The following is a 21496-nucleotide window of genomic DNA, read 5'->3' on the forward strand; positions in this document are numbered from 1 at the left end:
GCAGGAAGCGCGGCCTATGACGCCGGCCGGCCGCCGCATCGTGGCGGCCGCCGAGGAGCTGTTCTACAGCCGCGGCATCACGGCGGTGGGCGTGGATCTGATCGCCGAGCACTCAGGCGTGACCAAGCGGACCCTGTACAACCAGTTCGGTTCGAAGGACCACCTCGTGGCGGCCTATCTCACGGAACGCGACCAGCGCTGGCGGTCACTCGTCCGTGCCGCCGTCGAAGCGGGCAACACTCCGGCGGAGGCCGTCACGGCCCCCTTCGAGGCCCTGCGGACCTGGAGCGAGACCAACACCCGCGGATGCGCCTTCATCAACGCGCTGGCAGAACTCCCGGATCCCTCGCATCCCGCACACCGCATCGCCGCGAACCAGAAGCTCTGGCTGCTGAACCTGTTCGAGGAACTCGCCGTCGCGGCGGGCTGCTCGCACCCGGCCGCCCTCGCCACCCGACTCTTCGTGCTGCACGAGGGTGCTGTCGCCACGCAGCCCCTCTCACTCGACACCCTTCCGGAGTGCACCGACCTGGCACGAGTCCTGGTTCAAGCCGCCACATCCACCGCCAGTAGAGCGGTTTCGACGTAGAGCGTTTTCGACGAGGGGCTGCCGTTCAGCCTGCCTGGGCGGCGCCCGGTGCCTGCGACCACGAGCCGGGAGGATCGTCCTGATACGGGGTGTACGGAGGCGAGGCGACATCGCGAGGCGGGACCACGCTCTCGCCCCTCGGGCGGTGTCCTCGGCGTTCGCATCCGGTGACCGTCCCGGCGTGGAGAGGACCCGCCCGGTCCGGCGGGGTGTCACAGCGTGGGGGAAACGATCGTCAAGGGAGGCGGTCGACGAGGTTCGTGTGTCGGTGCGGGCCGGGCCGTGGCCGGTGTGGCGGGCACCGAGGGCCAGACTGCCTTCGCCTTGCGTGCGGCGTTCGTCTCGATGCGGGTGCGGACCGCCGCGGGGCACGCGATCAGGGATTCAGGTGGGCCGGGGGTGCGGTCGTGTTGCCGTGGTGGCAGGCGTCGACGTTCCTGAGTGGGGCGGCCCGGGCCGCGTCAGCTGTGGTTCAGGGACCACTCGACCTGGTCCTGGTACCAGCGGGCGGGAGTGACCCGGTGCGACGACGTCGCCTCGTCGACCTGGTCCTCGTACCAACGGGCCGCGCTGACACCGTGCCACGAAGCCGCCTCCTCGACCTGGTCCTCGTACCAACGGGCGGCACTGACACCGTGCCACGAAGCCGCCTCCTCGACCTGGTCCTCGTACCAACGGGCGGCACTGACGCCGTGCCACGAAGCCGCCTCGCCCTCGTGGTCCGCAGCCCGTACGTAACGCACCGTGTCCAGCCCACGGCTGTCGCCGTCCGTGTGGCGCCCCACCTGCTCGGCGCTGGTCGCGGAGGTGGCGGACACGTACTGCGTGTGCTGCACGGGTGCCGAGGCCGTGGCGGCCGACGCCGCGCCGCCGGCTCCGAGAAGGGCTCCGCCGGCCAGCGCGGTGGAGGCGAGGGCGATCGAGAGGCGCTTCGTCATGCTGCTCATGGTCATTTCCCTTACAGAACTGCCGCGGCTTCGCCGATCTGGCGGGCGCCGCTTCCATGTGATCCGAGATCCGGAAGTCCCGGGTCGGTCGGCTGGCTTCAAGGTCATCCGGAGGGGTGCCTCACGTTCGACTCCGCCACCATACCCGAGGGGTGCCTCATGTTTGCAGTGAGGCCCATCACAGCACGCCAGAGGGGTGAGATTGCGATCGGAAACATGACAACCATCGAATTCGAGGGGTACCTCATGTTACGCTCCAGCCATGAGCCACCAGCACGTCCTCACCGCGAGCGAGACACGGGCGAAACCCCTGCGCCGTGACGCACAGCGCAACAGGGACGCGATCGTGGCCGCCGCCCGCACGGCCTTCTCCGAGCAGGGCCTCGGGGCGTCCCTGGAGGGCGTCGCCCGCGAGGCCGGCGTCGCGATCGGCACGCTCTACCGCCACTTCCCCACCCGCCTCGCCCTGGTCGAGGCGCTTTTCAACGCGAAGTACACGGAACTGCTCGCCACCGCGGAAGAGGCCGCGGCCATGGACGACGCCTGGGAGGGGTTCTGCCGCTACCTGGAGAAACTCTGCCAGCTGCAGGCCTGCGACCGCGCCTTCAACGACCTGGTCTCGGCACGGCTGCCCCTTCACGCGGCCGGCCGCGAGATGCACGAACGCGCCAAGGAACTCTGCACCCAGATCATGCGCGGCGCCCAAGAACAGGGCGCCCTGCGCGGCGACGTCACCGCTCAGGACATCGCCTTCGTGATCTGGTCCCAGGCCGGGATCATCCAGGCCACCCGCACCGTCGCGCCCCGGGCCTGGCGCCGCCACCTCCACCTGATGCTCGACGCCTTCCGCACGCAGGGCGCCCACGAACTGCCCGAACCTCCCCTGACCAGCCGGCAGGCCGACCAGACCCTCGTCACTCTCGAGTGCACCGAAGAGGACTGCCGCGAGCAGTCCTGACCACGCGAGAGACGAGGCCGGCAGGACCTCGCCGGGGCCCACCCGGCGGTGTGCGGCGGCGGGGCCCGCGCGCCACGGGGCACAGGCCGCTCCCGATCCCCCAGGCCGCCGCCCGACCACGCCGCCCCCGCTCCTCACCGCTCATCCCCCCGATCAGGCGCGGACCAGGTGCCGCAGAGGGGATGTCAGCAACCCGGCCACCACCAACCACAGCCGCGTCCTGGCCAAACCCAAGGCATCGCCGCGGACACCGGCCTCCGCCTCCACCCGCGTCCGGGAACAGCCGCGGCCCCGCCCCGCGTTGCCACGAGCATGACGACGAATACGCCGAGGCCCGAGGTGCTGCGCTACACCGCCTTCTCCAACTCCCCCGACGGCGGAAACCCCGCCGGTGTCGTTCTGGACGCCGCTGCCCTGGACGACGGCGACATGCTGGCCATCGCCGCCGGCCTCGGATACTCGGAGTCCGCGTTCCTGACCGCGCCGCCGGAGGCCCTCGGCGGCCAGGAGGGACGGGCGTACAGCATCCGTTACTTCAGCCCCAAGGCCGAGGTGCCGTTCTGCGGGCACGCCACCATCGCGACGGCCATCGCGCTCGCCGAGCGGATCGGCCCCGGAGAGCTGGTGTTCGCGACGCGCGCCGGCACCGTGCCGGTGGAGGTGGCCGAGGAGGACGGGACACTCCGGGCCACGCTCACCAGTGTCGAGCCGCACATCGAGGACATCGCCGACGCCGACCTCGCGGAGGCGCTCGCCGCGCTCGACTGGCCGGCCACCGATCTCGACCCGGCCTTCCCGCCTCGTATCGCCTTCGCCGGCGCCCGCCATCTCGTCCTCGCGGCGGCGACGCGCGCCCGTCTCGCGGATCTCGCCTACGACTTCGCCCGCCTCGAAGCCCTGATGCACCGCCTGGACCTCACCACGGTCCAGCTCGTGTGGCGGGAGTCGGCCACCGTCTTCCACGTCCGTGACCCGTTCCCCGTCGGCGGTGTCGTCGAGGACCCGGCGACCGGCGCCGCGGCCGCCGCGTTCGGTGCCTACGTCCGCGATCTCGACCTGGTCCCCGAAGACGCCGTCCTCACCCTGCACCAGGGTGTGGACCTGGGCCGCCCCGGCGAGCTCACCGTGACCCTGCGCGCTGGTGACCCACGCGTCCGTGTCAGCGGCACGGGAGCTCGCATCAGCTGAAGCGCGGCCATGATGGCAGTACAGGCACCGGTCTTCCCGGTGGCCGCAGAGCGTCGCAACTCCGCGATCGCGCGCGGCCGACAGCCCGCCGTCAACCTTGCCCGGCGCAACCAGACATCACCCGTGCCCGATCCCCCGCAGCGCTCCCACGCCCGCCCTCCCTTGCTCTCTCCTAAAGGTGGGTGCGGGAGCGCAGAGGGGATGTCAGACCGCACGTCGGGCCCACGCATACGGCGTGATCAGCCGTTCCTGTCCGCCCGGTTGGGAGCCTCGGCAACATCCCCTGCAGGACTCTGCGCAACAGGCGTTGCGGCAGGGCGCCCTTGCCGGTCAGGTTGCGGGGACCGGGTGGATCCTGCACCGGGTGCGGGCCGGTGTTCAGCGGCGTGACCTGCCCGAGCCGTTCCGGTCCGTGGAAGGCCGTCGACGGACGCCATCACTGTCGGCGGCGGGACCGGACCCCTTCGCGCGGCCGAAATGATCTCGGCGCCTCATCGAGCAGCTCGTCCGCGAATCGTCGGAAGAACCCTCTCGGCGATGCCGAGGAGAACGCTGTCGTCCGGGAGGGCTCCGGACGCGCTCCACACCGTGATGTCGTAGTAGCCGCCCCGGTCATCACGGTCAAAGGCCACGGACAGCGTCCTGGCCAGGGGGCCTTGTTCGGCCGGTCCGCCGGATCCACCGCTCCCGAGACTGATCTGGAACCTCATGGTGTGATCCGAGGAGAACACCGCGGGCCGGCCGAGAACCGTCAGGGTCTTGACGTCCGTCTCGTCCCCGAACTTCATCAGCTTCACATACTGGTCGGTCGACATCTCGTTGTAAGTGGCCGAGGCGTTCACTGTGTACGTGTCGAACGCGACCTCGGCCTCCGGCTGGGCGACCTTCCCATCAGTCAGGAGAGCGGTGTTGCTGGTGCCGGAAGCGGTGGTCGCGGTCTCGCCAGGCGTTCCGAGGAGCTTGGCGAGGTCGGGCCGGTTGAGCGCCTTGCACAGCTCTTCGCCGGTCACCGGCTGGGGCTTCTCCTTGTAGACCTTCGGCAGCTTCTCGCGCTCTCCGACCGAACACGAGGCGGGCTGCGAGGAGTTGTCGTCGGACGGCATCACGCGTGGGGCCAACCACAGCACGGCCGCGAGTGCCCCGAACACGGCCACGGCCGCGACGGCCTGGGCCCATGCGTTGTGATCCTTCTCCGGGGCGTCCGGGCGAGGACGCGGCTCGGCTCCGGCCTGGGCGGCAGCATCGACCGCCGCTCCGTCTTCGGAGGCCACAGGACTCGGGCTCCGGCGTGCGCGCAGGGCCCGGACCACCGTGTGGACACGTACGGCGGTGAACACGATGAACACCACGCCGAGACCGGCCGCGATCCGGTCGTGATCGCGGACGGCGAGATACATGATGCGTACGCCGAGAACGGACCCGACCACGATGAGCAGGGGCTCGCGGACCCAGAACGGCAGGAGACGGAGGAGGAAACCGAGCATCCGACGATCTCACCACGCCAAGATCACGGGCGCCGTGGTGGAAGCCACAGTTCCGGGCACGGGCAGGGGCCGACGCTCGTCGGCGAACTGGACGTCGCCCACTTCCAGGACGGGCCCGGCCGCGGCTGATCCGGACCCGTCGTTTCCCCGAACCCTCGCCGGTCGGAGGCGGAGGCGAAGTCGCTGGTCGATCCGGCTCCGTTGGGCATGAGGCAGTTCGTTGTCCCCCGATGCGGGGCCGGGCGGCGATCAAGAGCGCGCCGCCGACGGGCCGTGGCCCGGCCCGGCGGGTCGCGAACGGCGGTTCAGCGGGCCAGCAGGTCCTGGATCGCCGCCGCGATCTCGTCGGGGGCCTCCTCGGCCATGAAGTGCCCCGCTCGGGTCAGTCGGTGGTCCAGGTCCGGCGCCCACGCCTTCCACACCGCGGCGGCGTCGTAGCCCAGCTGCGAGCCCCAGTCCTGCTGGACGACCGCCACGGGCATGGCCAGTTGCGACCCCGCGTCCAGGTCCGCCTGGTCGTGCACGACGTCGATGCCCGCCGAGGCCCGGTAGTCCGCGACGATCGACGTCACGGCCCCGGCGCCGGCCCGCAGGTATTCGGCGCGCACGTCCTCGGGTATGGCGGTCGGGTCGTTGGCCCAGGCGTCGAGGAACGAACCGAAGAACATGTCCGCGCTGTTGGCGATCATCGCCTCCGGCAGGCCTGGCGGCTGCGCCATCAGGAAGAGGTGGTAGCCGACCGCCGCCGAGGCGCCGTGCAGGACGTTCCACATGTCGAGCGTCGGCACGATGTCGAGCATGCCCAGGTGTGTGATGGTCTCCGGGTGGTCCAGCCCCGCCCGGAAGGCGACCAGGGCGCCTCGGTCGTGGCCGACGAGGGCAAAGCGTTCGTGGCCGAGCGCCGCCGCCAGGGTCACGATGTCGGCGGCCATGGTGCGCTTGGCATACACACCGGGGTCGGTGGCCGCCGGTTTGTCACTGGCGCCGTAGCCCCGCAGGTCGGGACAGATCACCGTGTGCTCAGCGGAGAGTCGCTCGGCGACGTGTCGCCACATCAGGTGGGTCTGGGGGAAACCGTGCACCAGCACGACCGGGCTGCCGCTGCCGCCGACAGCGGCAGCCAGCTCCACACCGTCCGCACCGGGCAGGCGGATGTGGTCGAAGCCGGGAATGGTGAGCGTCATGAAAGGCCGTCCTTGCGGGTCGGGGACTGACCGGATCAGCCTGGGCGACAACGATCAGCAGCCGATCAGTACGGTTGGGCGCAGCCGACCTCCGGCACGGAGGATAGGGGTATGCGAATCGACGTGCTCGGTGCCGTGCGAGCCCTCGGCGACGACGGCAGCCCGATCGACCTGGGCGGACCCCGCCATCGTGAGGTACTCGCCCGGCTCGTCGCCGCCGAGGGACGGATGGTCACCACCGAGACCCTCGTCGACGACCTGTGGACCGATCCGCCGACCCGCGCCGTGGGCGCCCTGCGAACCTTCGTCGCCGCGCTGCGCCGCGCCGTCGAACCCGGCCGGCCACCCCGCGATCCGCCGCGCGTTCTCGTCACCGAAGGTCCCGGCTATGCGCTGCGCCTGCCGCGTGAGGACGTGGACGTCCATCGGTTCCAGGACATTCTGGCCCGCGCCCGGCGCAGCCCCGACGCCGTGTCCGACCTCGGCGCGGCACTCGCGGCCTGGCGCGGACCCGCCTACGCCGATGTGCCCGGCTCCGCATGGGCGCAACGCGAGCGGACCCGGCTGGAGGAATTGCGGCTGGAGGGGGTGGAGCTGCGCGCCCGCATCCTCCTCGACCACGGGGAAGGGGGTGATCTCGTGGCCGAGTTGGGTGCCCACTGCGCCGAGCATCCGTGGCGCGAGCCGGCCTGGGGACTGCTCGCCCGCGCGCTGTACCGCGCGGGACGCCGGGCCGACGCGCTGGCTGCCCTCCGCCGCGCCCGCGCCATGCTCGTTGATCAACTCGGACTCGACCCCGGTGCCGAGCTCCAACGCCTGGAGACCGACATCCTCAACGGGTCCGCGCCCCTCGAAGGCGCACGTACCGCGTGGACCGGCATGGGTGTCCGTCTCGGCCCGCGCACCACCGTGGATGTGGCCCGCACTCTCGCACTGGCGGGTGGCGACGCTCTCGTCCACTCGCGGCGCGACCGCCTCGCCGCCGTCCAGGCGGCGGAACGCACGGGAGACCTCTCCCTGACCGCCCGGATCATCGGCGCCTACGACGTGCCCGCCGTCTGGAGCAGGGCCGACGACCCCGAGCAGTCCCGCGCCGTCGTCGCGGCTGCCGAGCGCACGCTCGCCGCGCTCGGCGCCGACGGCCCCGCCGACCTGTCCGCCCGTCTCCTGGCCACGATCGCCGTCGAGAGCCGAAGCGCCGATCTGTCCGGTACCGAGCAGAGGCGTGCGCAGCAGGCGGCACGGCATGCCGAGGCGCTGGCGCGGGACCTGGCCGATCCCGCTCTGCTGGCCTTCGCCCTCAACGGGGTGTTCCTGCACTCCTTCGCCCGTCCCGGACTGGCGGCGGTACGGGACCGGATCGGCGTCGAGATCCTCGACCTCGCCACCCGGCACGAACTCCCGAACTTCGCCGTACTCGGCCGACTCGTCCGCCTTCAATCCGCCTCGGCCCTCGGTGACCTCGACGCCGCAACCTTCCACGCACAAGCGGCCGAACAACTCGCCGACACCATCGAGTCGCCCCTCGTCTCCGTCCTCACCGGATGGTTCCGGGCCCGGAGCGCGGCCGCACGCAGCACAGAACCCGGCGGACCGACCGCGGCCACGGCCGCAGCGCACTACCGCGTTGCCGAGAACGCCCTCCGGACGGCCGGAATGCCGGGGCTGCACCGCGGCCTTCTCCCGCTCGCCCTGCTGGGGTTGCGCCTGCTGCACGGCCGGCCCGCGCCCACTGACCCGCACCTCGACTGGGGCCCGTACCGGCCTTGGGCGCGACCCCTCGTGCTGCTCGCCCAGGACCGGTGCGAGGAGGCCCGTACCGCCCTCGCCTCGGCGCCCGAACCAGCGCGTGACCACATGCAGGAGGCCATGTGGTGCCTGACCGCCCGCGCCGCCGCACGCCTCGGCGAGCGCGCCATCGCCGCACGCGCCGTGGCTTCCCTGCGTGATGCCCGTGCGGAACACGCCGGCGCCGCCGGCGGAATGCTGACGCTGGGCCCGGTGGCGCCGTACTTGGCGGAGGCTGAGGCATGCGCCGGAGCGGGGTAGGCGACGCCTCTGCGCAATGCTCGCGCCCGCCCGTGCCCGACGATGTGGCGGAAGATGCCCACGCCGGTGTCATGGGGGTGGCCGCGCTCCGCGCTCGTGCTTCGCCGATCAGGGACGGCCGGGAAGCAGGACTTTCGGAGCCTCAGGTTTCACCAGGTCCGCTGAGTGCTAGCGGCTCCCCGTGCGTATTCCTCTTCGTCCGCCCCCACCAGGCAACGACAGATCGACGGACATGTCGACAGACAGGAGGAACGGTGCAGCGTTCGGGAAATGTGATCGGAACACTTTTTGTGGGCGGTGCTCTAGCCCTGACCCTCTGCGCCCTCGCATACCCAGCGATGCTCGGCCTGGACACTGTGTCGACCACCCCCGACCGGGTCATCGCAAACACACAGTGGGGACCGCTGACAGAAGGCGAACGGGACTTCGTGGTCAAGGTGCGCGCGGCCGGCCTGTGGGAGCACCCGCTCGGCCAGATCGGCCTGCAGAAGGGACAGAGCAAAGCCGTCAAGACCGCGAGCCAGCACCTCGTCGACGGGCACGCCGCCCTGGACACGAGTTGCCGCAAGATCGCACCGATGCTGAACATCACGCTGCCCAACGTGGCGAGTCCTCAACAGGAGGGCTTCGTCACTCAGCTGAAGGGGGAATCGGGGCGGCAGTTCGACGTCGACTTCGCCAACATCCTTCGCATGACCCACGGCTCGATCTTCAACACGATCGCCAAGGTCCGTTCTACCACCAAGAACACGCTGATCCGCGCCCTGGCCAATCAGGCGAACGACACGGTGCTCGACCACATCACCGTGATGGAGAAGACCGGACTCGTCGACTTCGACACCACGGTCTTCAACCAGACCACCCCGCCCAAGCTGCCCAAGTCCGACATGACCCCGCCGAATCCGGTGCCAGGTCAGCCCCAGGTCGTTCTCGCCCCGCCGCCCAACCCGACTTCCACACCGCTGGATCTGAGCGCCTCCTGAACGGCGCAGGGTCCGGCTGATGCGACCGCCGTCGCGGTGCTGCCGGAGCGGCTCACCAGCCCGCATCCGGCATCACCCGCACGTCGGTGATCCCCGCCACCCCGGGCCGCCCCGGGAGTCGAGGCCGAACTAACCTTCGGACCATGGCCTTGCGACCTGACGAGTTCTACGACCACGCGCTCGCCGCCGCAGACGGTGAGCGTCGGCTCCCGCTCGCGCGCATGACAGGGTGGGACATCAGCCCGTTCGAACCGGAGGGATTGCGCGTCGCGGCGCTGCGCCCTCCGGTTCTGCCCGAGCCTCCGCGCCACGGCGAGGACCCGGCGAACTGCGCGGCGTGCCGTGCCCGAGACGACGGGATCTGGTTCAACGACAGTTGGCGGCTCACCCGGATCCCGGGAGTCGGTGTACCGCTGGTGCTCATGCTGCATCCGCGTGAGCACCATGACATGGCTGACCTGCCCGATGAGCTGGCAGCCGAGTTGGGGGTCCTGTCCACTCACATCGTCCGCCATGTGCAGGCGCTGCCACACATCTCGCGAGCCCACGTCTACCGCATCGGAGACGGAGGCGCACACCTGCACATCTGGTTCTTCGCCAGGCCCGAGGGACAGACCCAGCTGTACGGATCATGGATGCCCGTCTGGGACGACCTGCTGCCGGAATACCCGGCGGACGTCGCAGAGACCGATGCGGCGATCGTGGCGGACGCGTTGGTCACCTCCATCGGGGGCCGTCGCTCGGCCACCAGCGGATCGCGGCACGACTGATCCAACGACGGGACGCCAACCCTCGGCCTCGACCCTTATTGCGCTGACGTACGGTCCTGTTCGTTGAAGCCCTGACCTGGGGATTCACGGAAGCCGTCGTAAGAGGCCCGCAACCGGCGGGAATTGCTCCTCCCCCGGTGGTCCCCCTTCCCAGAGAGGGGGGATCGAGTGAGGGCGGAGCGCGGTGGGCACAGGTGCTGTGCCCACCGCGGTCTTCCGACGGTGGTTCCGCCGGCTGTCGGGCCCGGTCTCAGCCGCAGCAGTCCGAGCTGCCCGTGCCGCCCGAGCTGCCCGTGCTGGACTGTCCGCCGTAAAGGTCGTCCTCGTGCCCGGCAGCGATCCGTGTCCATTGCGCGGTCGGCCGTCCGTTCCTGCGGAACTGCTGGCCGCGGGTCTCGTACGGCTGCGGCCAGCCTTCCGGGGAGTCCTCCCAGACCTCCTGTCGTCCGTAGAGGGTCATGTCGAGGATGCCGTAGGAGGGCGTCATGGGCTCGACCCCGCGGCCGGTGGTCCAGTACGTCTCGTAGACGCGGTCCCCGTCGCGGAGGTAGCACGCCTTCATGCCGAAGTGACGGCCGGTGAGGAGCCGTTCGCGGGACTCGGCGGGTACGGAGTACCACGGCATCTCCCAGCCCATGAAGCGCCGGTAGCGTTCGGACTCCTCGTAGGGTCCCTGGCAGAAGGCGGCGAAAGTGACGTCACGCTGGTGCAGATAGGACAGTTCGCGGACCTGGCCGGTGAAGAAGGTGCAGCCCTCGCACTGGTCGGCGGCGGGGCGGCCGTCGTGCCACATGTGGTACGACGCGAACAGCTGGGTACGGCCGTCGAAGACGTCGATCAGGGAAACCCTTCCGTTGCCTCCGACAAGCGGGGTCGACGGGTCGACCTCGGTCATGGGCAGCCGTCGCCGTGCGGCGGCGATCGCATCGCCCTCCCAGGTGTGCGCCTTCTCCCGGGCGCGGAGGGCGTCGTGTGCGGCCAGCCACTCCGAGCGGGAGACGACCGGCGGCTTGTTCGTAGCAGTCATGCCCGTACTGACCCGGCAGCCGACGGAAACTCATCGGCGGGGTCCGAGGCGGGCGGCCTGGCGTCCGCAGCCAGTTCACGACCCTCCCGCCGACATCGGCACGCCGGACGACAGGTGGAACAGAACGGAAAGACCCTGCTGTGGATGTCGTCGGCGACGGTCCGCACCGCGTCGAACAACCCCCCGGGGAACGGCGGTTCCGTGCGGGAACCGTGAAGAGCAGGCCTCGGGACGAAGGGGAAGATCAACAGTCATCCGCCGGACATGGACGCGCCAACCATCCGGCAACTGCGCGCCGCCCTGCACCACTGCAATGCCCTGGCACCACCGACCGGGCCTCACGGCCGTACTCCGCACGTCAGGGATTGCGCACACACATGCAGCCTTCCGCATCAGTTTCCCCGTCCGGGCACTCCGCCGAACTGCGCCACGCCGCACGGCACTTGGACAGACGCCGCTTCCTGACCGTCACCGGGGCGGCGGCGACGCTGGCCTTCGCCGCGGACATCCCGCTCGGCGGCACCGCCGCGGCGGCCGAGGCGAGCGCCGTGCAGATCACCGAGAACCCCTTCACGCTGGGCGTGGCCTCGGGTGACCCGATGCCCGATTCGGTGCTGCTGTGGACCCGGCTCGCCCCCCGCCCCTACGAGAGCGGCAGCGGCCTGCCCCAGAAGCGTTTCAAGGTCCGCTGGGAACTCGCCCACGACGAGCGCTTCACCCACGTCACCAAGCGCGGCAGCGTCGACGCGCACCCGGAGTACAACCATGCCGTGCACGTCGAGGTGGACGGCCTGGACGCCGACCGCGTCCTCTACTACCGCTTCCGCGTGGGCCAGTGGGTCAGCCCCGTGGGCCGTACCCGCACCGCCCCGTCGAAGGGCGCCCGGCTGACCGAGCTGCGCCTGGCCGCGGTGTCCTGCCAGGCGTACCACGACGGCTACTTCACCGCCTACCGCCACCTCGCCGACGAGGACCTCGACGCGGTCTTCCACCTCGGTGACTACCTCTACGAGTACGCGGTGACCGCGACCGGGGGCGCCCGTGCCTACACCGACCGCGTCCTGCCCGAGATCTTCAACCGGGAGACCCTCACGCTGGAGGACTACCGGCTCAGGTACGCCCTCTACAAGTCCGACCCCGACCTGATGGCGGCCCACGCGGCACACCCGTTCGTGGTCACCTGGGACGACCACGAGACGGAGAACAACTACGCGGACGACACCCCCGAGAACACTGTGCCCCCGGAGGAGTTCCTGCTGCGGCGGGCCTCCGCCTACCGCGCGTACTGGGAGAACCAGCCCCTGCGACGGCGGCAGCTCCCGCACGGCCCCGACGCTCAGCTCTACCGGCGTCTGCAGTTCGGGCGGCTCGCCCAGTTCGACATCCTCGACACCCGCCAGTACCGCTCCGACCAGGCGTACGGCGACGGCTGGCAGGTCCCGGGACCTGAGTCGCAGGACCCGGCCCGCACGTTGACGGGCGCCACCCAGGAGCGCTGGCTCATCGACGGCTGGCGCACCTCGAAGGCCACCTGGAACGTCGTTCCCCAGCAGGTCACCTTCGCCCAGCGCAAGGACCGCACGACACCGGACTTCAAGGTCTCCATGGACTCCTGGGACGGCTACCCGGCTTCCCGGCAGCGCCTCCTCGACGGCTGGGAGTCCGCCGGCCGGGACAACCTCGTCGTCCTCACCGGCGACGTACACGTCCACTACGGCTTCGACATCAAGAAGGACTTCGACGACCCGGCCTCGAAGACCCTCGGCACCGAGATCGTCACCAGTTCGATCACCAGCGGCAAGGACGGCTCCGACAAGCCGTCCAACTGGGCCACCTACATGCAGGCCAACCCGCATCTGAAGTTCTACAACGGCCGCCGCGGCTATGCCTTGGTGACTCTCGGCGAGGACACGGCGCGCGCCGACTTCAAGACGGTCTCCGCGGTGACCACGCCGGGCGCCCCCATCACCACGGCCGCCTCCTTCGTCACCGAGGCCGGCAACCCGGGACTCACGCCCGCCTGATCCTCCGACAGGTCGCGGTACGTGGCGAGACCCCGGGGGGGGTTCCCGGGGCTCTTGCCGTGACCCGGTCAGCCCCGCCAGCGGATACAACCACCGAACCCGACTCCGGCGAGGCCCGAGCGGGCAAGCGGATCGCCACCGCCGTGCCCACACTGCTCACAGACCGCGTGAGCAAGCCGCGTGCTGGTCCCGCACTCCCTGGTCAGGCGCCGGCCATGGTGGCGCGTGGCAGAGGTCGCCGGGCTAGACTCGGCCGCGGACGTGGGGAGGGACGGACACGTGAGGACAGCACCCATACGGTTCGGCATCGTGGGCAGTGGCTGGCGGGCCGAGTTCTTCGCCCGACTGGCGAGGCTGCTGCCCGAGCGGCTGGCGGTGGCCGGCGTGGTGACACGTTCGGCCGAGCGCGTTGCCCGACTGGAGGCGGAGTGGGGTGTACCCGCCTTCCGGACGGTCAGCGAACTGTGCGCCGCTGAACCCGAGTTCGTCATCCCGTCGGTGCCGTGGGAGATCACGCCGCAGGTCGTACAGGAACTCGTCGAGCGTGCGGTGCCGGTCCTCGCCGAGACTCCGCCGGCGCCCGACGTACGCGGCCTTCGGGAGTTGTGGGATGCCGTGGGGGGCGCGACACGCGCCGGGGGCGGCGGACTCGTCCAGGTCGCGGAACAGTACACCCTGATGCCCGGCCACGCCGCTCGCACGGCACTCGTACGCGAGGGCGTGATCGGCCGGGTCACGTCCGTCCAAGTGTCCTCGACGCACATGTATCACGCGATGTCGCTGATCCGGCACACGCTGGGTGTCGCCTGCGGGCCCGTCACTGTGACCGCCCGGGCCTTCACCGCCCCGCTCGCCGATCCGCTGTCCCCCGCCGGTTGGTCGGACGATCTCACGCCCAAGGACTCCGTCAACACCCTCGCCTTCCTGGACTTCGGTGGGGCCCGCACGGGCCTGTACGACTTCACGGACAACCAGTGGTGGAATCCGCTGCGCGCCCGCCGGATCGTGGTACGCGGCTCGCTCGGCGAGATGGTGGACGACACGGTGGTACGGATGGCCGATCCGCGCACGCCCGTGGAGTCCCCGCTGCTACGTCGCCGAACCGGGACGGATCTCAATCTCGAAGGCGCGGAGGTGCACCACATCTCGTTCGACGGACGGGTGGTGTGGCGCAACGACTACCTGGGCGCGAGCTTGTCCGAGGACGATCTCGCCGTCGTGGACCTGCTGTGCCGCACGGGGGCATGGGTCCGGGACGCCGGCCCCGAACCGTATCCGCTGGCCGAAGGCTGCCAGGACCATCTGCTGGCGTTGGCCGTCGAAGAGTCGGCGCGTACGGGCGCGCCGGTGACGACCGCCGTAGAGGCATGGGCGGCACGCTGATCGCTCCGACCGCGCGCGGTCGGAGCACCGGCTGGACGTCTCCGGGCTCCCCGCTGGGGACGTAGGCCTCTTACGGGGCGTCCCGTGGCGCGGGCGGAGTTCCCGGCGTCAAGTCCGTGCTGCTGCGACACGCGGCCGAGCAGCAGAGGTCTCCTCCTGGTCAAAAACCTGTCAGGGGCCTGAGGCTGTCCGGTACTCCTCGGTGATCAGCGCGGCACCGAACGCGATGCGTCGCGGGGTGGAGGGCCGGCCTCGCACCGGGTGTGTCCGGCGGTCCGACGACGCGGCGAGGTGCCGCAGCTGTCGTCGTGCGCCCACCGGGGACCACCGTGGGAAACGCGGAAGCGATCCGCCTCTCCGCCTGGTCGAGGCGCCTCTCCGCCTGGTGGAGACGGCCGACGAGATCCTCGTCGAAGCCGCCGTCCACTTCCCCGGATCTCCGGTTCGGGCTCCAGGGGGATGTCCAGTCGGCCGCGCGCGGTGGCGCACGCCGGACCAGCAGCCTGCTCGCCCCGTACAACAGGGCGGCAACATCTCCCTTCGCCAAGGCCACCGCGGTCCTGTCGTGCGCCTCCTGCGGATCTCCGCTGCCTGACGGTCACACCCCGATGAAGCTCACTGTTTCTGCCATGTCCGCCCGCCCAGTGCGCAGATGCGGCACGCCTTCCTTCTCGAACCCGACTGCGACACCGCAGAACAGTGCGCGTCCGTCATCGGCTCCGACTGCCTGGGTGACAGTCTTGCGAAACATCGTCCACATCACCTGGGGACAACTGTGCAGCCCTTCCGCCCGTAGCAACAGCATGACCGTCTGCAGGTACATCCCCGCGTCCCCCCACTGTCCGGGCCCCATCGCGCGGTCGAGATAGCAGAACAGTACGACTGGTGCCCCGAACGCCCCCGCGTTCAGGGCGGCGATCTTTTTGGGCCTCTCGGGGTCGTCGCGCTCGATTCCCAGGGTCGCGTAACGCTGTGCGGCCGCGGCGGTGAAGCGGTCCAGATACGGCGACGTCAAGTCGGCCGGGTACATCGGGTACTCCCGCTCGTCACCCGGGTCTCCGGCCAGCGCCCTGTCCGTCGCGCGCCTCTTCAGTTCGGCCAAGGGACCGCCGGTCACGACGTACACATGCCACGGCTGGAGGTTCCCGCTCGACGGAGCTCGCGCGGCTGCGGACAGCACTCGTTCGAGTATCTCCACGGGTACCGGCTCGTCGCTGAACGCCCGCACGGCCCGGCGGCTTTCCACGGCTTCGTACACATTCACGTTCTCCCGCCCTCTCCCTCAACAACGGACCACCGCAACCGTATTCAGCGGTCAGCGTCGACCGTCACCCGGCAAGGGCGGTCTCCTGACGGGCGGTTGGGTCGTTGATTGGGCTGGGGTGACAGGAGGGTGGCTTCGTCGGCCTGGACGACATCCCCGGTGCCCGCCGGTGACCGGTGCGCCCGGAGCGTACGGTTGTCCCCGCGGGCGGCGAAGGTCCTGACCGGGTCTCCCGCCGACGCGCCGGTTCGCGAAGGGTGTCGGCACGCAGGACGGCACCACGGGCCTGGACGTCGGCCGCGGCACACGGCGATGACGATCTCCAGTCCGTGATGTCCGACCAGGGCAGGGGCCGGCGGCGGACTCAGAGGCTGCGTGGCGCCGCTGGTGGCGCCAGGCCGTCGATGCGCTCTACGGCCGGGGCTCCGCACCGGCTGCCCGGACCGGCCCGTCAGCTCTTCGTACTGCGCTGACGCGCCCGATAAGCGGCCGACTTGACCCGGCTCCCGCAGGTCTTCATCGCGCACCACTCCCTGCGGTGACCACGCGACCGGTCGAGGTAGACCTGGGTGCACTCGGGTCGCCCGCACTCGCGCAGCAACGTCCCCTCATCACCGCCGAGAATCTCGACCGCCTCACGCGCGAGGCCCGCAAGCCCCTGGGAGGCCGACCCGGTGTGGCTCACGCCGCGCGGGCCGAGCTGCACCTCCACTGGCATGCCGGCCGCTCGCTGGTTCAACGCGGCGACCGCCGCCGCGGGCAGCTCCTCACCCGCGAGGCGCACCACGACCAGTTCATAGATCAACTCACGGAGTTCCAAGGCGGCTTTGAGGTCCGTGTCGTTCGCGCCGGGCTCCGCGTCGAGCATCCCGGACTCGACGAACCACGCGTCGAGCAGCCCGGGAGAGGCGAGCTTCTCCGTGGGCACCGCGTTGCGTCGCGCGCGCAGGGTGCCGACGAAGTCGAGAGGAAGCGTTCCGCAGGGAAAGGCATGGTTCACGTCACCATATTGACCGGTGACAGCCAAATGTGCAACGCGCAACCCCGGCCGCCGACGCGACCCACCGAAACCGTACGATCGCACACGGCGACCGAAGGGGCGGCTTCTGGGCCTGTGAGTGCCTCAGACTATGGGGTGCGGCCAGTGGGCGAGGCCGTCCGGAGTGGGTGGCTGCTGGGTGGCGTCCTGAGGCGAGTCGTAGAAGTCGTAGATCGGTTGCAGGCTGTTGATCTCGAAGACTCTGCGTATCCGGGGCGAAGGGCAGGCGATGCGGAGGGAGCCCTGGCAGGCTTTGACGCGTTTGGTGATCCCGACGATGGCGCCCAGTCCCGTGGAGTCGAGGAAGGGGACGAAGCACAGGTCCAGTACGAAATTCCGGTGCCCCTGATCGAGCAGGCCGATCGCCGCTTCGCGTATTTGAGGGGCCGTGTGGAAATCGATTTCGCCGTCGACCTCGAAGACGGTCCAGCCGTTGAGGCTGTGGTGGCTGACGGCTACGGCGCGGTTGCGGATGATGTTCGTTCGCATCTCTGGCTCTTTCTCCGCGGCGGGTACGACTGGAGCCCCCGGCGACGCGCACCTCCGTGATGCCAGCTGGTATCGGTATATGTCGCCCTTCGTCCACCATACGAGCCCGCAGGCCGTGGCGTCATCGTGTTCGCGGCCGAGATGCGGATTCGGTTTGCGCCACAGGTGTTCAGAGAGGCACCGAAAGGCCCCCGACTACGGACAGTGACGCAGTAGGCCAGCGTGTCAGTGGCCTTGCCCCGCAGGATCTCGGCGGCCTGTCCGCAGTGAACAAAAGCGGAATGTAGCAGCTCAATCACTCAACGAAGTACCCGATGTCGGGACTGTGCGCGAGTACATCAAAAAGTGCGTGGATGGCTCCCCTCACTGGACCGCCCGCCCGCGAACGGTACGAGTCAGTCGATGCTCAGACGCGATTCGCAGAAGCGCGGAGCTCCCGGGAGCCCCGTAGACCGTGGTTCTCACATCTGGACGGTTCTTGCCGGGCCCACCTTGACGGTCGTCGGGGACGTGGACGGCTTCCTCTATCACCTGCGCTTCGGCCGGGCCCGCGCGGAATCGACCACGAAGACGTACACAGGTCACCTCAAGCGCTTCCACGCCTGGTGCGGCGAGCACGACCTGTCGCCGGAACACGCGGCCGCCGAACTCTCGCACTACCTGACGAAGCTGAGGACCACGCCCTGGCTGACGAGCGGCCGCGGCCGGGGGCAGCTCCCACAGGACTCCACGCTCGCCCCCGCCCTGGCGGCGATCCACGGCTTCTACCTGCACCTGGCCGACCTCCGCCGGATCAGCGCGAAGGCGGTCGACACCGGCGAACTCCAGTCCGCCGTTGATCTCGCGCCGGAGATGCTCATCAGCGAAATAGCCCCACCGGTACACGCCCCGGTCACGGCCTCGAACTCCTGAAACGTTCTGGATATCGGTGGGGCCTCTCCGGAGCGTTGGAGAGGCCCCACCTGGTCATGCGGTCAGATCCGTATCGTCGATCTGCTGAATCTCCTGGCGCAGGTCGTCGCGAGCTGGAACTCCACCAACGACAAGATCTTCTACGGCCGCGAGAGCGTCCTCACCGGCGCCGACCGCGACCACGCCGAGGTCTCCATGCTCGCACTCCATCTCCCGCAATCCAGCCTGGTCCTGATCAACACCCAGCTTCTCCAGGCGGTCTTCCGCGACCCGCGGTGGGCCGGGAAGCTCACCGCCGCAGACCGGCGCGGGCTGTCCCCGCTGTTCCGGTCCCACGCCAACCCGTACGGGAGATCTCACCTCGATATGGCCCCCAGGCTCGACATCACCAGGAGGTAGGCCTGCCTCGGACGGCCTGGGTGCCGCTTACTGCCCGTCGGCATGACGCGGCGGCGGGCTGCGCGGCGGGCGCTCTCCTTTCGGTAATCCGTCAACCGTTTGCTCAGACGGGAAGTTCGGTGACGCTGAGGGCGAAGTCCAGGTTCCCCACTCCGTGGTTGGCGAGGCCCACCGTGACCACGCCCGCTCCTTCCAGCCAGTGCGCCATCTTCAGGCCGCCGACGTCCAGCGGGCGCAGCCCGAGGGTCTCGATGAACGCTTCGACACGCGCCTTGGCTCGCGCGTTGTCGCCGGCGAGGAAGACGTCGGGCCGACCCTTCTCCAGGACGTGGCGGAAGATGGTGTTGAACGCCTTCACCACGCTGGCGCTTGCCGGGGCGGCCTTGGCGACTTCCTGCGCGATCGAGGTCCCCTCGCGGTGGGCCAGCCCGTCGAACGTGGAGTTGAAGGGGTTGCTGATGTCGACGATGACCTTGCCCGCGAGAGCGTCGCCGTACTGGGCGACTACCGGCACGACGCCGTCGTACAGCAGGGCCACTATGACGATGTCCCCGGCCGGGGCGGTGCCCCATTCTCCCGTCGTGGTGCCGCTGCCGAGAGCCGTGGCCAGGTCCGCGGCCTTGGACTGATCGCGGCCCATGACCTCGACGGTGTTGCCGCCCGCTACCGCCCGCGCGCCGATGGTGCGGGCCATGTTCCCGGTGCCGATGATGCTGATGTTACTCATGAGATGTCCTGCCCTGGTTGTGGGTTGTTCGGTTCAGATGGCGGTGGTGCCGCCGTCGGCGACGAGTTCCATGCCGTTGACGTAGCTGGAGTCGTCGGAGGCGAGGAAGAGGGCGGCGGTGGCGATCTCGTCGGGGTGGCCCATCTGGCCGCGGGGGATGAGGGACTCGAACTGGCGCTTGGTGGCCTCGTCGAAGAGTTCTGCCTGCTTGGCGGTGGCGACCTGGCCGGGGGTCAGGACGTTGACGCGGATGCGGCGGTCCTTGAGTTCGTTGAGCCAGATTCGGGCCCAGGCCTGCTGGACGGCCTTGCTGCCGGCGTAGACGCTCCAGCCGGGGAAGGCACCGAGGGAGGCGTTGGAGCCGGTCATGAGGATGGAGCCGCCGTCGTTGAAGAGCGGGAGGGCCTTCTGGACGGTGAACAGGGTGCCGCGGGCGTTGAGCCCGAACCAGGTGTCGAACTGAGCCTCGGTGATCTCGCCGAGCGGGGCGGGCTCGCCGCCTCCCGCGCTGGCCCACAGCACGTCGAGGCTGCCCTTCTCCCGCTTGACGGTGTCGTACAGGCGGTCCAGGTCGTCCAGGTCGGCGGCGTCTCCCTGGACGCCGGTGACGTTGCGGCCGATCTGCTGCACGGCCTCGTCCAGGGCCTCCTGGCGGCGGCCGGTGATGAAGACGTGCGCTCCCTCGTCGACGAACAGCTTCGCGCCGGCCAGCGCCATGCCGGTGGTGCCGCCGGTGATGACCGCGACCTTGCCGTCAAGCTTTCCCATGGTCGTTCCCTTGAGTCGGTGGTGCCGTGTGTACCTGAGGCGATGACGTTATGTACACCGCTCTGTTTTCTTAAGGTACGGGGCGGGCGACCGGGACGCAAACTATGTACACCGGTCGTTACCTAGCTGCGGTACGATGGAGCCATGACGGAGTTGGAGAAGGGCCCCACGGGCCGCCGCCGCGGCAGAGGCGCCCGCGAGCGCATCATCAGCGCGTCCCAGCAGCTGTTCCGCGAGCAGGGCATCAACCGCACCGGCATGGACCAGCTCTGTGCGGCGGCCCAGGTATCCAAGCGCACGGCCTACCAGCACTTCACCGGCAAGGACGAACTCGTCGCCGAGTACCTGCGCCGGTTCGACCCCTCCGTTCTGTCCGGCGTGTTCGACCGCCCCGACCTCACGCCGCGCGAACGGCTCCTCGCCGCCTTCGACATCCCCGCCAACACCCCCCTGTGCCCCTACATCGCCACCGCCGTCGAACTCCACGACCCCGAGCACCCCGCGTCCCAGTACGCACGCGACTACAAGAAAGCCGTCGCCGCGCGGCTCGCCGACACCGCCCGCGAAGCCGGCGCCGCCGACCCTGAACAGCTCGGCGAGCAGCTTGCCCTGCTCATCGACGGCGCCGCGGCACGCACCCGGGTCCTCAACGCCGACGCCTTCCCCACCGCCGCCGCCATCGCCGCCGTCCTCATCGACAACGCCATCCCCGCCACAGCCGGCGACGACCGGCGGCGGGAGGAAGTGTCGAGTTGACTTGGCACTCCGCGGCCGGGCCGGACGCGCTGCCGGTCGCGCGGCTGCACCCGCTGGTACGCGACACCAGCCGTCCGGCACCTGGCCCGGACCTGCGGGCTTTTACCGGAACTGGCCGCCCGCCTGCTGAAGGCTGCGACAGAAGCCGCCGGGGCGACCGGCACCCCCCGAAGGCTTCAGGAGTTCGAGGCCGTCATCCCGGCCCAGGGCGCTGACGCGCCGCCCGTTCGAACAGACGGCTGATCACATGAGTCCGTACGCGGCGGCGCATGCAAAACTCGTATGCGGCTGGGGGTTCTGAAGATGCGGGTGGCCCGCCAGCGTCGCTGGCGGGCCACCCGCATCTTCAGAACCTCTACGAGCCGGAGACTTGCTACCGCCCTCATCCACTCCACCGCGGCGCTCTCCTCGCGGGGCAGGACGGCGTTGACTTCTGGACCGAGCCGGCTGAGCCATTCACGCTGACCATCAGCGAGCGGCCCATCTGGCCCACGCCAGCACGAAACGAAGGCCAACAGGCGGGCAGCCAACACGTCCGGCTGGAACCCACCATCGA

The 21496-nt window shown here is 69.9% G+C and carries 21 protein-coding genes; 11 read left to right on the plus strand and 10 right to left on the minus strand.

The annotated features are described in order from the left end of the window. Positions 1–16: 16 nt before the first annotated feature. Positions 17–589, plus strand: coding sequence for a TetR/AcrR family transcriptional regulator (locus OHB41_RS45350; RefSeq protein ID WP_266707472.1), 573 nt, complete (start codon positions 17–19; stop codon positions 587–589). A 461-nt stretch (positions 590–1050) separates the two neighbouring features. Here OHB41_RS45350 and OHB41_RS45355 read toward each other — a convergent pair whose 3' ends face one another. Continuing rightward, positions 1051–1536 (minus strand): hypothetical protein, encoded by a 486-nt coding sequence (locus OHB41_RS45355; RefSeq protein ID WP_266707474.1) that lies wholly within the window; start codon positions 1534–1536, stop codon positions 1051–1053. A gap of 262 nt (positions 1537–1798) precedes the next feature. Here OHB41_RS45355 and OHB41_RS45360 point away from each other — a divergent pair, with 262 nt between their 5' ends. Together OHB41_RS45360 and OHB41_RS45365 are read left to right on the plus strand one after the other, a co-directional pair. Further along, on the plus strand, positions 1799–2494 hold the full coding sequence (locus OHB41_RS45360; RefSeq protein WP_266707476.1) for a TetR/AcrR family transcriptional regulator: 696 nt from the start codon (positions 1799–1801) through the stop codon (positions 2492–2494). Positions 2495–2806: 312 nt separating this feature from the next. Next, the gene (locus OHB41_RS45365) at positions 2807–3682 is read left to right on the plus strand and encodes a PhzF family phenazine biosynthesis isomerase (protein WP_266707478.1); all 876 of its coding nucleotides are present in this window, start codon (positions 2807–2809) and stop codon (positions 3680–3682) included. A gap of 491 nt (positions 3683–4173) precedes the next feature. Here the strand turns inward: OHB41_RS45365 and OHB41_RS45370 are convergent, their stop codons facing one another. Further along, the gene (locus OHB41_RS45370; RefSeq protein WP_266707480.1) at positions 4174–5166 is read right to left on the minus strand and encodes a DUF6215 domain-containing protein; all 993 of its coding nucleotides are present in this window, start codon (positions 5164–5166) and stop codon (positions 4174–4176) included. A 305-nt stretch (positions 5167–5471) separates the two neighbouring features. Continuing rightward, positions 5472–6350: an alpha/beta fold hydrolase gene (locus tag OHB41_RS45375; RefSeq protein WP_266707482.1), complete on the minus strand. Its 879-nt coding sequence runs from the start codon at positions 6348–6350 to the stop codon at positions 5472–5474. A 111-nt stretch (positions 6351–6461) separates the two neighbouring features. Between OHB41_RS45375 and OHB41_RS45380 the strand changes: the two genes are divergently transcribed. From OHB41_RS45380 to OHB41_RS45390, 3 genes are all read left to right on the plus strand, one after another. Continuing rightward, the gene (locus OHB41_RS45380; protein WP_266707484.1) at positions 6462–8399 is read left to right on the plus strand and encodes an AfsR/SARP family transcriptional regulator; all 1938 of its coding nucleotides are present in this window, start codon (positions 6462–6464) and stop codon (positions 8397–8399) included. Positions 8400–8689: 290 nt separating this feature from the next. Then, positions 8690–9382 carry a DUF4142 domain-containing protein gene (locus OHB41_RS45385; RefSeq protein ID WP_266708353.1) on the plus strand — a complete coding sequence of 231 codons (693 nt, stop codon included), beginning with the start codon at positions 8690–8692 and terminating at the stop codon, positions 9380–9382. Positions 9383–9525: 143 nt separating this feature from the next. Beyond that, positions 9526–10152 carry an HIT family protein gene (locus tag OHB41_RS45390; protein ID WP_266707486.1) on the plus strand — a complete coding sequence of 209 codons (627 nt, stop codon included), beginning with the start codon at positions 9526–9528 and terminating at the stop codon, positions 10150–10152. 250 nt (positions 10153–10402) lie between these two features. Here the strand turns inward: OHB41_RS45390 and OHB41_RS45395 are convergent, their stop codons facing one another. Continuing rightward, complete coding sequence (locus OHB41_RS45395; RefSeq protein WP_266707488.1) at positions 10403–11179, minus strand: DUF899 family protein; 777 nt, start codon at positions 11177–11179, stop codon at positions 10403–10405. 377 nt (positions 11180–11556) lie between these two features. Between OHB41_RS45395 and OHB41_RS45400 the strand changes: the two genes are divergently transcribed. Next, positions 11557–13203 (plus strand): alkaline phosphatase D family protein, encoded by a 1647-nt coding sequence (locus OHB41_RS45400; RefSeq protein ID WP_266707490.1) that lies wholly within the window; start codon positions 11557–11559, stop codon positions 13201–13203. 279 nt (positions 13204–13482) lie between these two features. Then, positions 13483–14586, plus strand: a complete 1104-nt coding sequence (locus OHB41_RS45405; protein ID WP_266707492.1) for a Gfo/Idh/MocA family protein — start codon at positions 13483–13485, stop codon at positions 14584–14586. Between the two features lie 598 nt (positions 14587–15184). On the opposite strand, the gene OHB41_RS45410 is transcribed toward OHB41_RS45405, so the two are convergent. The 3 genes from OHB41_RS45410 to OHB41_RS45420 form a co-directional block, all read right to left on the minus strand. Beyond that, positions 15185–15850, minus strand: coding sequence for a nitroreductase family protein (locus OHB41_RS45410; RefSeq protein ID WP_266707494.1), 666 nt, complete (start codon positions 15848–15850; stop codon positions 15185–15187). Between the two features lie 451 nt (positions 15851–16301). Further along, positions 16302–16850, minus strand: a complete 549-nt coding sequence (locus OHB41_RS45415) for a CGNR zinc finger domain-containing protein (protein WP_266707496.1) — start codon at positions 16848–16850, stop codon at positions 16302–16304. 123 nt (positions 16851–16973) lie between these two features. Further along, positions 16974–17378, minus strand: a complete 405-nt coding sequence (locus OHB41_RS45420; protein WP_266707498.1) for an STAS domain-containing protein — start codon at positions 17376–17378, stop codon at positions 16974–16976. Between the two features lie 492 nt (positions 17379–17870). Here OHB41_RS45420 and OHB41_RS45425 point away from each other — a divergent pair, with 492 nt between their 5' ends. Then, a complete protein-coding gene (locus tag OHB41_RS45425) occupies positions 17871–18290 on the plus strand; it encodes a site-specific integrase (RefSeq protein WP_266707500.1) in 420 nt (139 codons plus the stop codon). A gap of 54 nt (positions 18291–18344) precedes the next feature. On the opposite strand, the gene OHB41_RS45430 is transcribed toward OHB41_RS45425, so the two are convergent. Continuing rightward, entirely contained in the window at positions 18345–18473 is a 129-nt protein-coding gene (locus OHB41_RS45430) for a hypothetical protein (protein ID WP_266707502.1), read from the minus strand. Here OHB41_RS45430 and OHB41_RS45435 point away from each other — a divergent pair. Further along, positions 18426–18689, plus strand: coding sequence for a Tn3 family transposase (locus OHB41_RS45435; protein WP_266708355.1), 264 nt, complete (start codon positions 18426–18428; stop codon positions 18687–18689). The two genes, OHB41_RS45430 and OHB41_RS45435, sit on opposite strands and share 48 nt — an antisense overlap. A 103-nt stretch (positions 18690–18792) precedes the next feature. On the opposite strand, the gene OHB41_RS45440 is transcribed toward OHB41_RS45435, so the two are convergent. Then, positions 18793–19416 (minus strand): NADPH-dependent F420 reductase, encoded by a 624-nt coding sequence (locus OHB41_RS45440; RefSeq protein ID WP_266707504.1) that lies wholly within the window; start codon positions 19414–19416, stop codon positions 18793–18795. Between the two features lie 33 nt (positions 19417–19449). Beyond that, on the minus strand, positions 19450–20184 hold the full coding sequence (locus OHB41_RS45445) for an SDR family NAD(P)-dependent oxidoreductase (RefSeq protein ID WP_266707506.1): 735 nt from the start codon (positions 20182–20184) through the stop codon (positions 19450–19452). A 144-nt stretch (positions 20185–20328) separates the two neighbouring features. On the opposite strand from OHB41_RS45445, the gene OHB41_RS45450 reads away from it, so the two are divergent. After that, positions 20329–20940, plus strand: coding sequence for a TetR/AcrR family transcriptional regulator (locus OHB41_RS45450; RefSeq protein WP_266707508.1), 612 nt, complete (start codon positions 20329–20331; stop codon positions 20938–20940). Positions 20941–21496 lie beyond the last annotated feature (556 nt).

This window comes from Streptomyces sp. NBC_01571, from assembly GCF_026339875.1.
Taxonomy (GTDB): Bacteria; Actinomycetota; Actinomycetes; order Streptomycetales; family Streptomycetaceae; genus Streptomyces.

Coding starts and splice junctions, on each gene's coding strand:
- OHB41_RS45350 (WP_266707472.1), top strand. CDS start 17: ATGACGCCGGCCGGCCGCCGCATCGTGGCGGCCGCCGAGGAGCTGTTC.
- OHB41_RS45355 (WP_266707474.1), bottom strand. CDS start 1,536: ATGAGCAGCATGACGAAGCGCCTCTCGATCGCCCTCGCCTCCACCGCG.
- OHB41_RS45360 (WP_266707476.1), top strand. CDS start 1,799: ATGAGCCACCAGCACGTCCTCACCGCGAGCGAGACACGGGCGAAACCC.
- OHB41_RS45365 (WP_266707478.1), top strand. CDS start 2,807: ATGACGACGAATACGCCGAGGCCCGAGGTGCTGCGCTACACCGCCTTC.
- OHB41_RS45370 (WP_266707480.1), bottom strand. CDS start 5,166: ATGCTCGGTTTCCTCCTCCGTCTCCTGCCGTTCTGGGTCCGCGAGCCC.
- OHB41_RS45375 (WP_266707482.1), bottom strand. CDS start 6,350: ATGACGCTCACCATTCCCGGCTTCGACCACATCCGCCTGCCCGGTGCG.
- OHB41_RS45380 (WP_266707484.1), top strand. CDS start 6,462: ATGCGAATCGACGTGCTCGGTGCCGTGCGAGCCCTCGGCGACGACGGC.
- OHB41_RS45390 (WP_266707486.1), top strand. CDS start 9,526: ATGGCCTTGCGACCTGACGAGTTCTACGACCACGCGCTCGCCGCCGCA.
- OHB41_RS45395 (WP_266707488.1), bottom strand. CDS start 11,179: ATGACTGCTACGAACAAGCCGCCGGTCGTCTCCCGCTCGGAGTGGCTG.
- OHB41_RS45400 (WP_266707490.1), top strand. CDS start 11,557: ATGCAGCCTTCCGCATCAGTTTCCCCGTCCGGGCACTCCGCCGAACTG.
- OHB41_RS45420 (WP_266707498.1), bottom strand. CDS start 17,378: ATGCGAACGAACATCATCCGCAACCGCGCCGTAGCCGTCAGCCACCAC.
- OHB41_RS45440 (WP_266707504.1), bottom strand. CDS start 19,416: ATGAGTAACATCAGCATCATCGGCACCGGGAACATGGCCCGCACCATC.
- OHB41_RS45445 (WP_266707506.1), bottom strand. CDS start 20,184: ATGGGAAAGCTTGACGGCAAGGTCGCGGTCATCACCGGCGGCACCACC.
- OHB41_RS45450 (WP_266707508.1), top strand. CDS start 20,329: ATGACGGAGTTGGAGAAGGGCCCCACGGGCCGCCGCCGCGGCAGAGGC.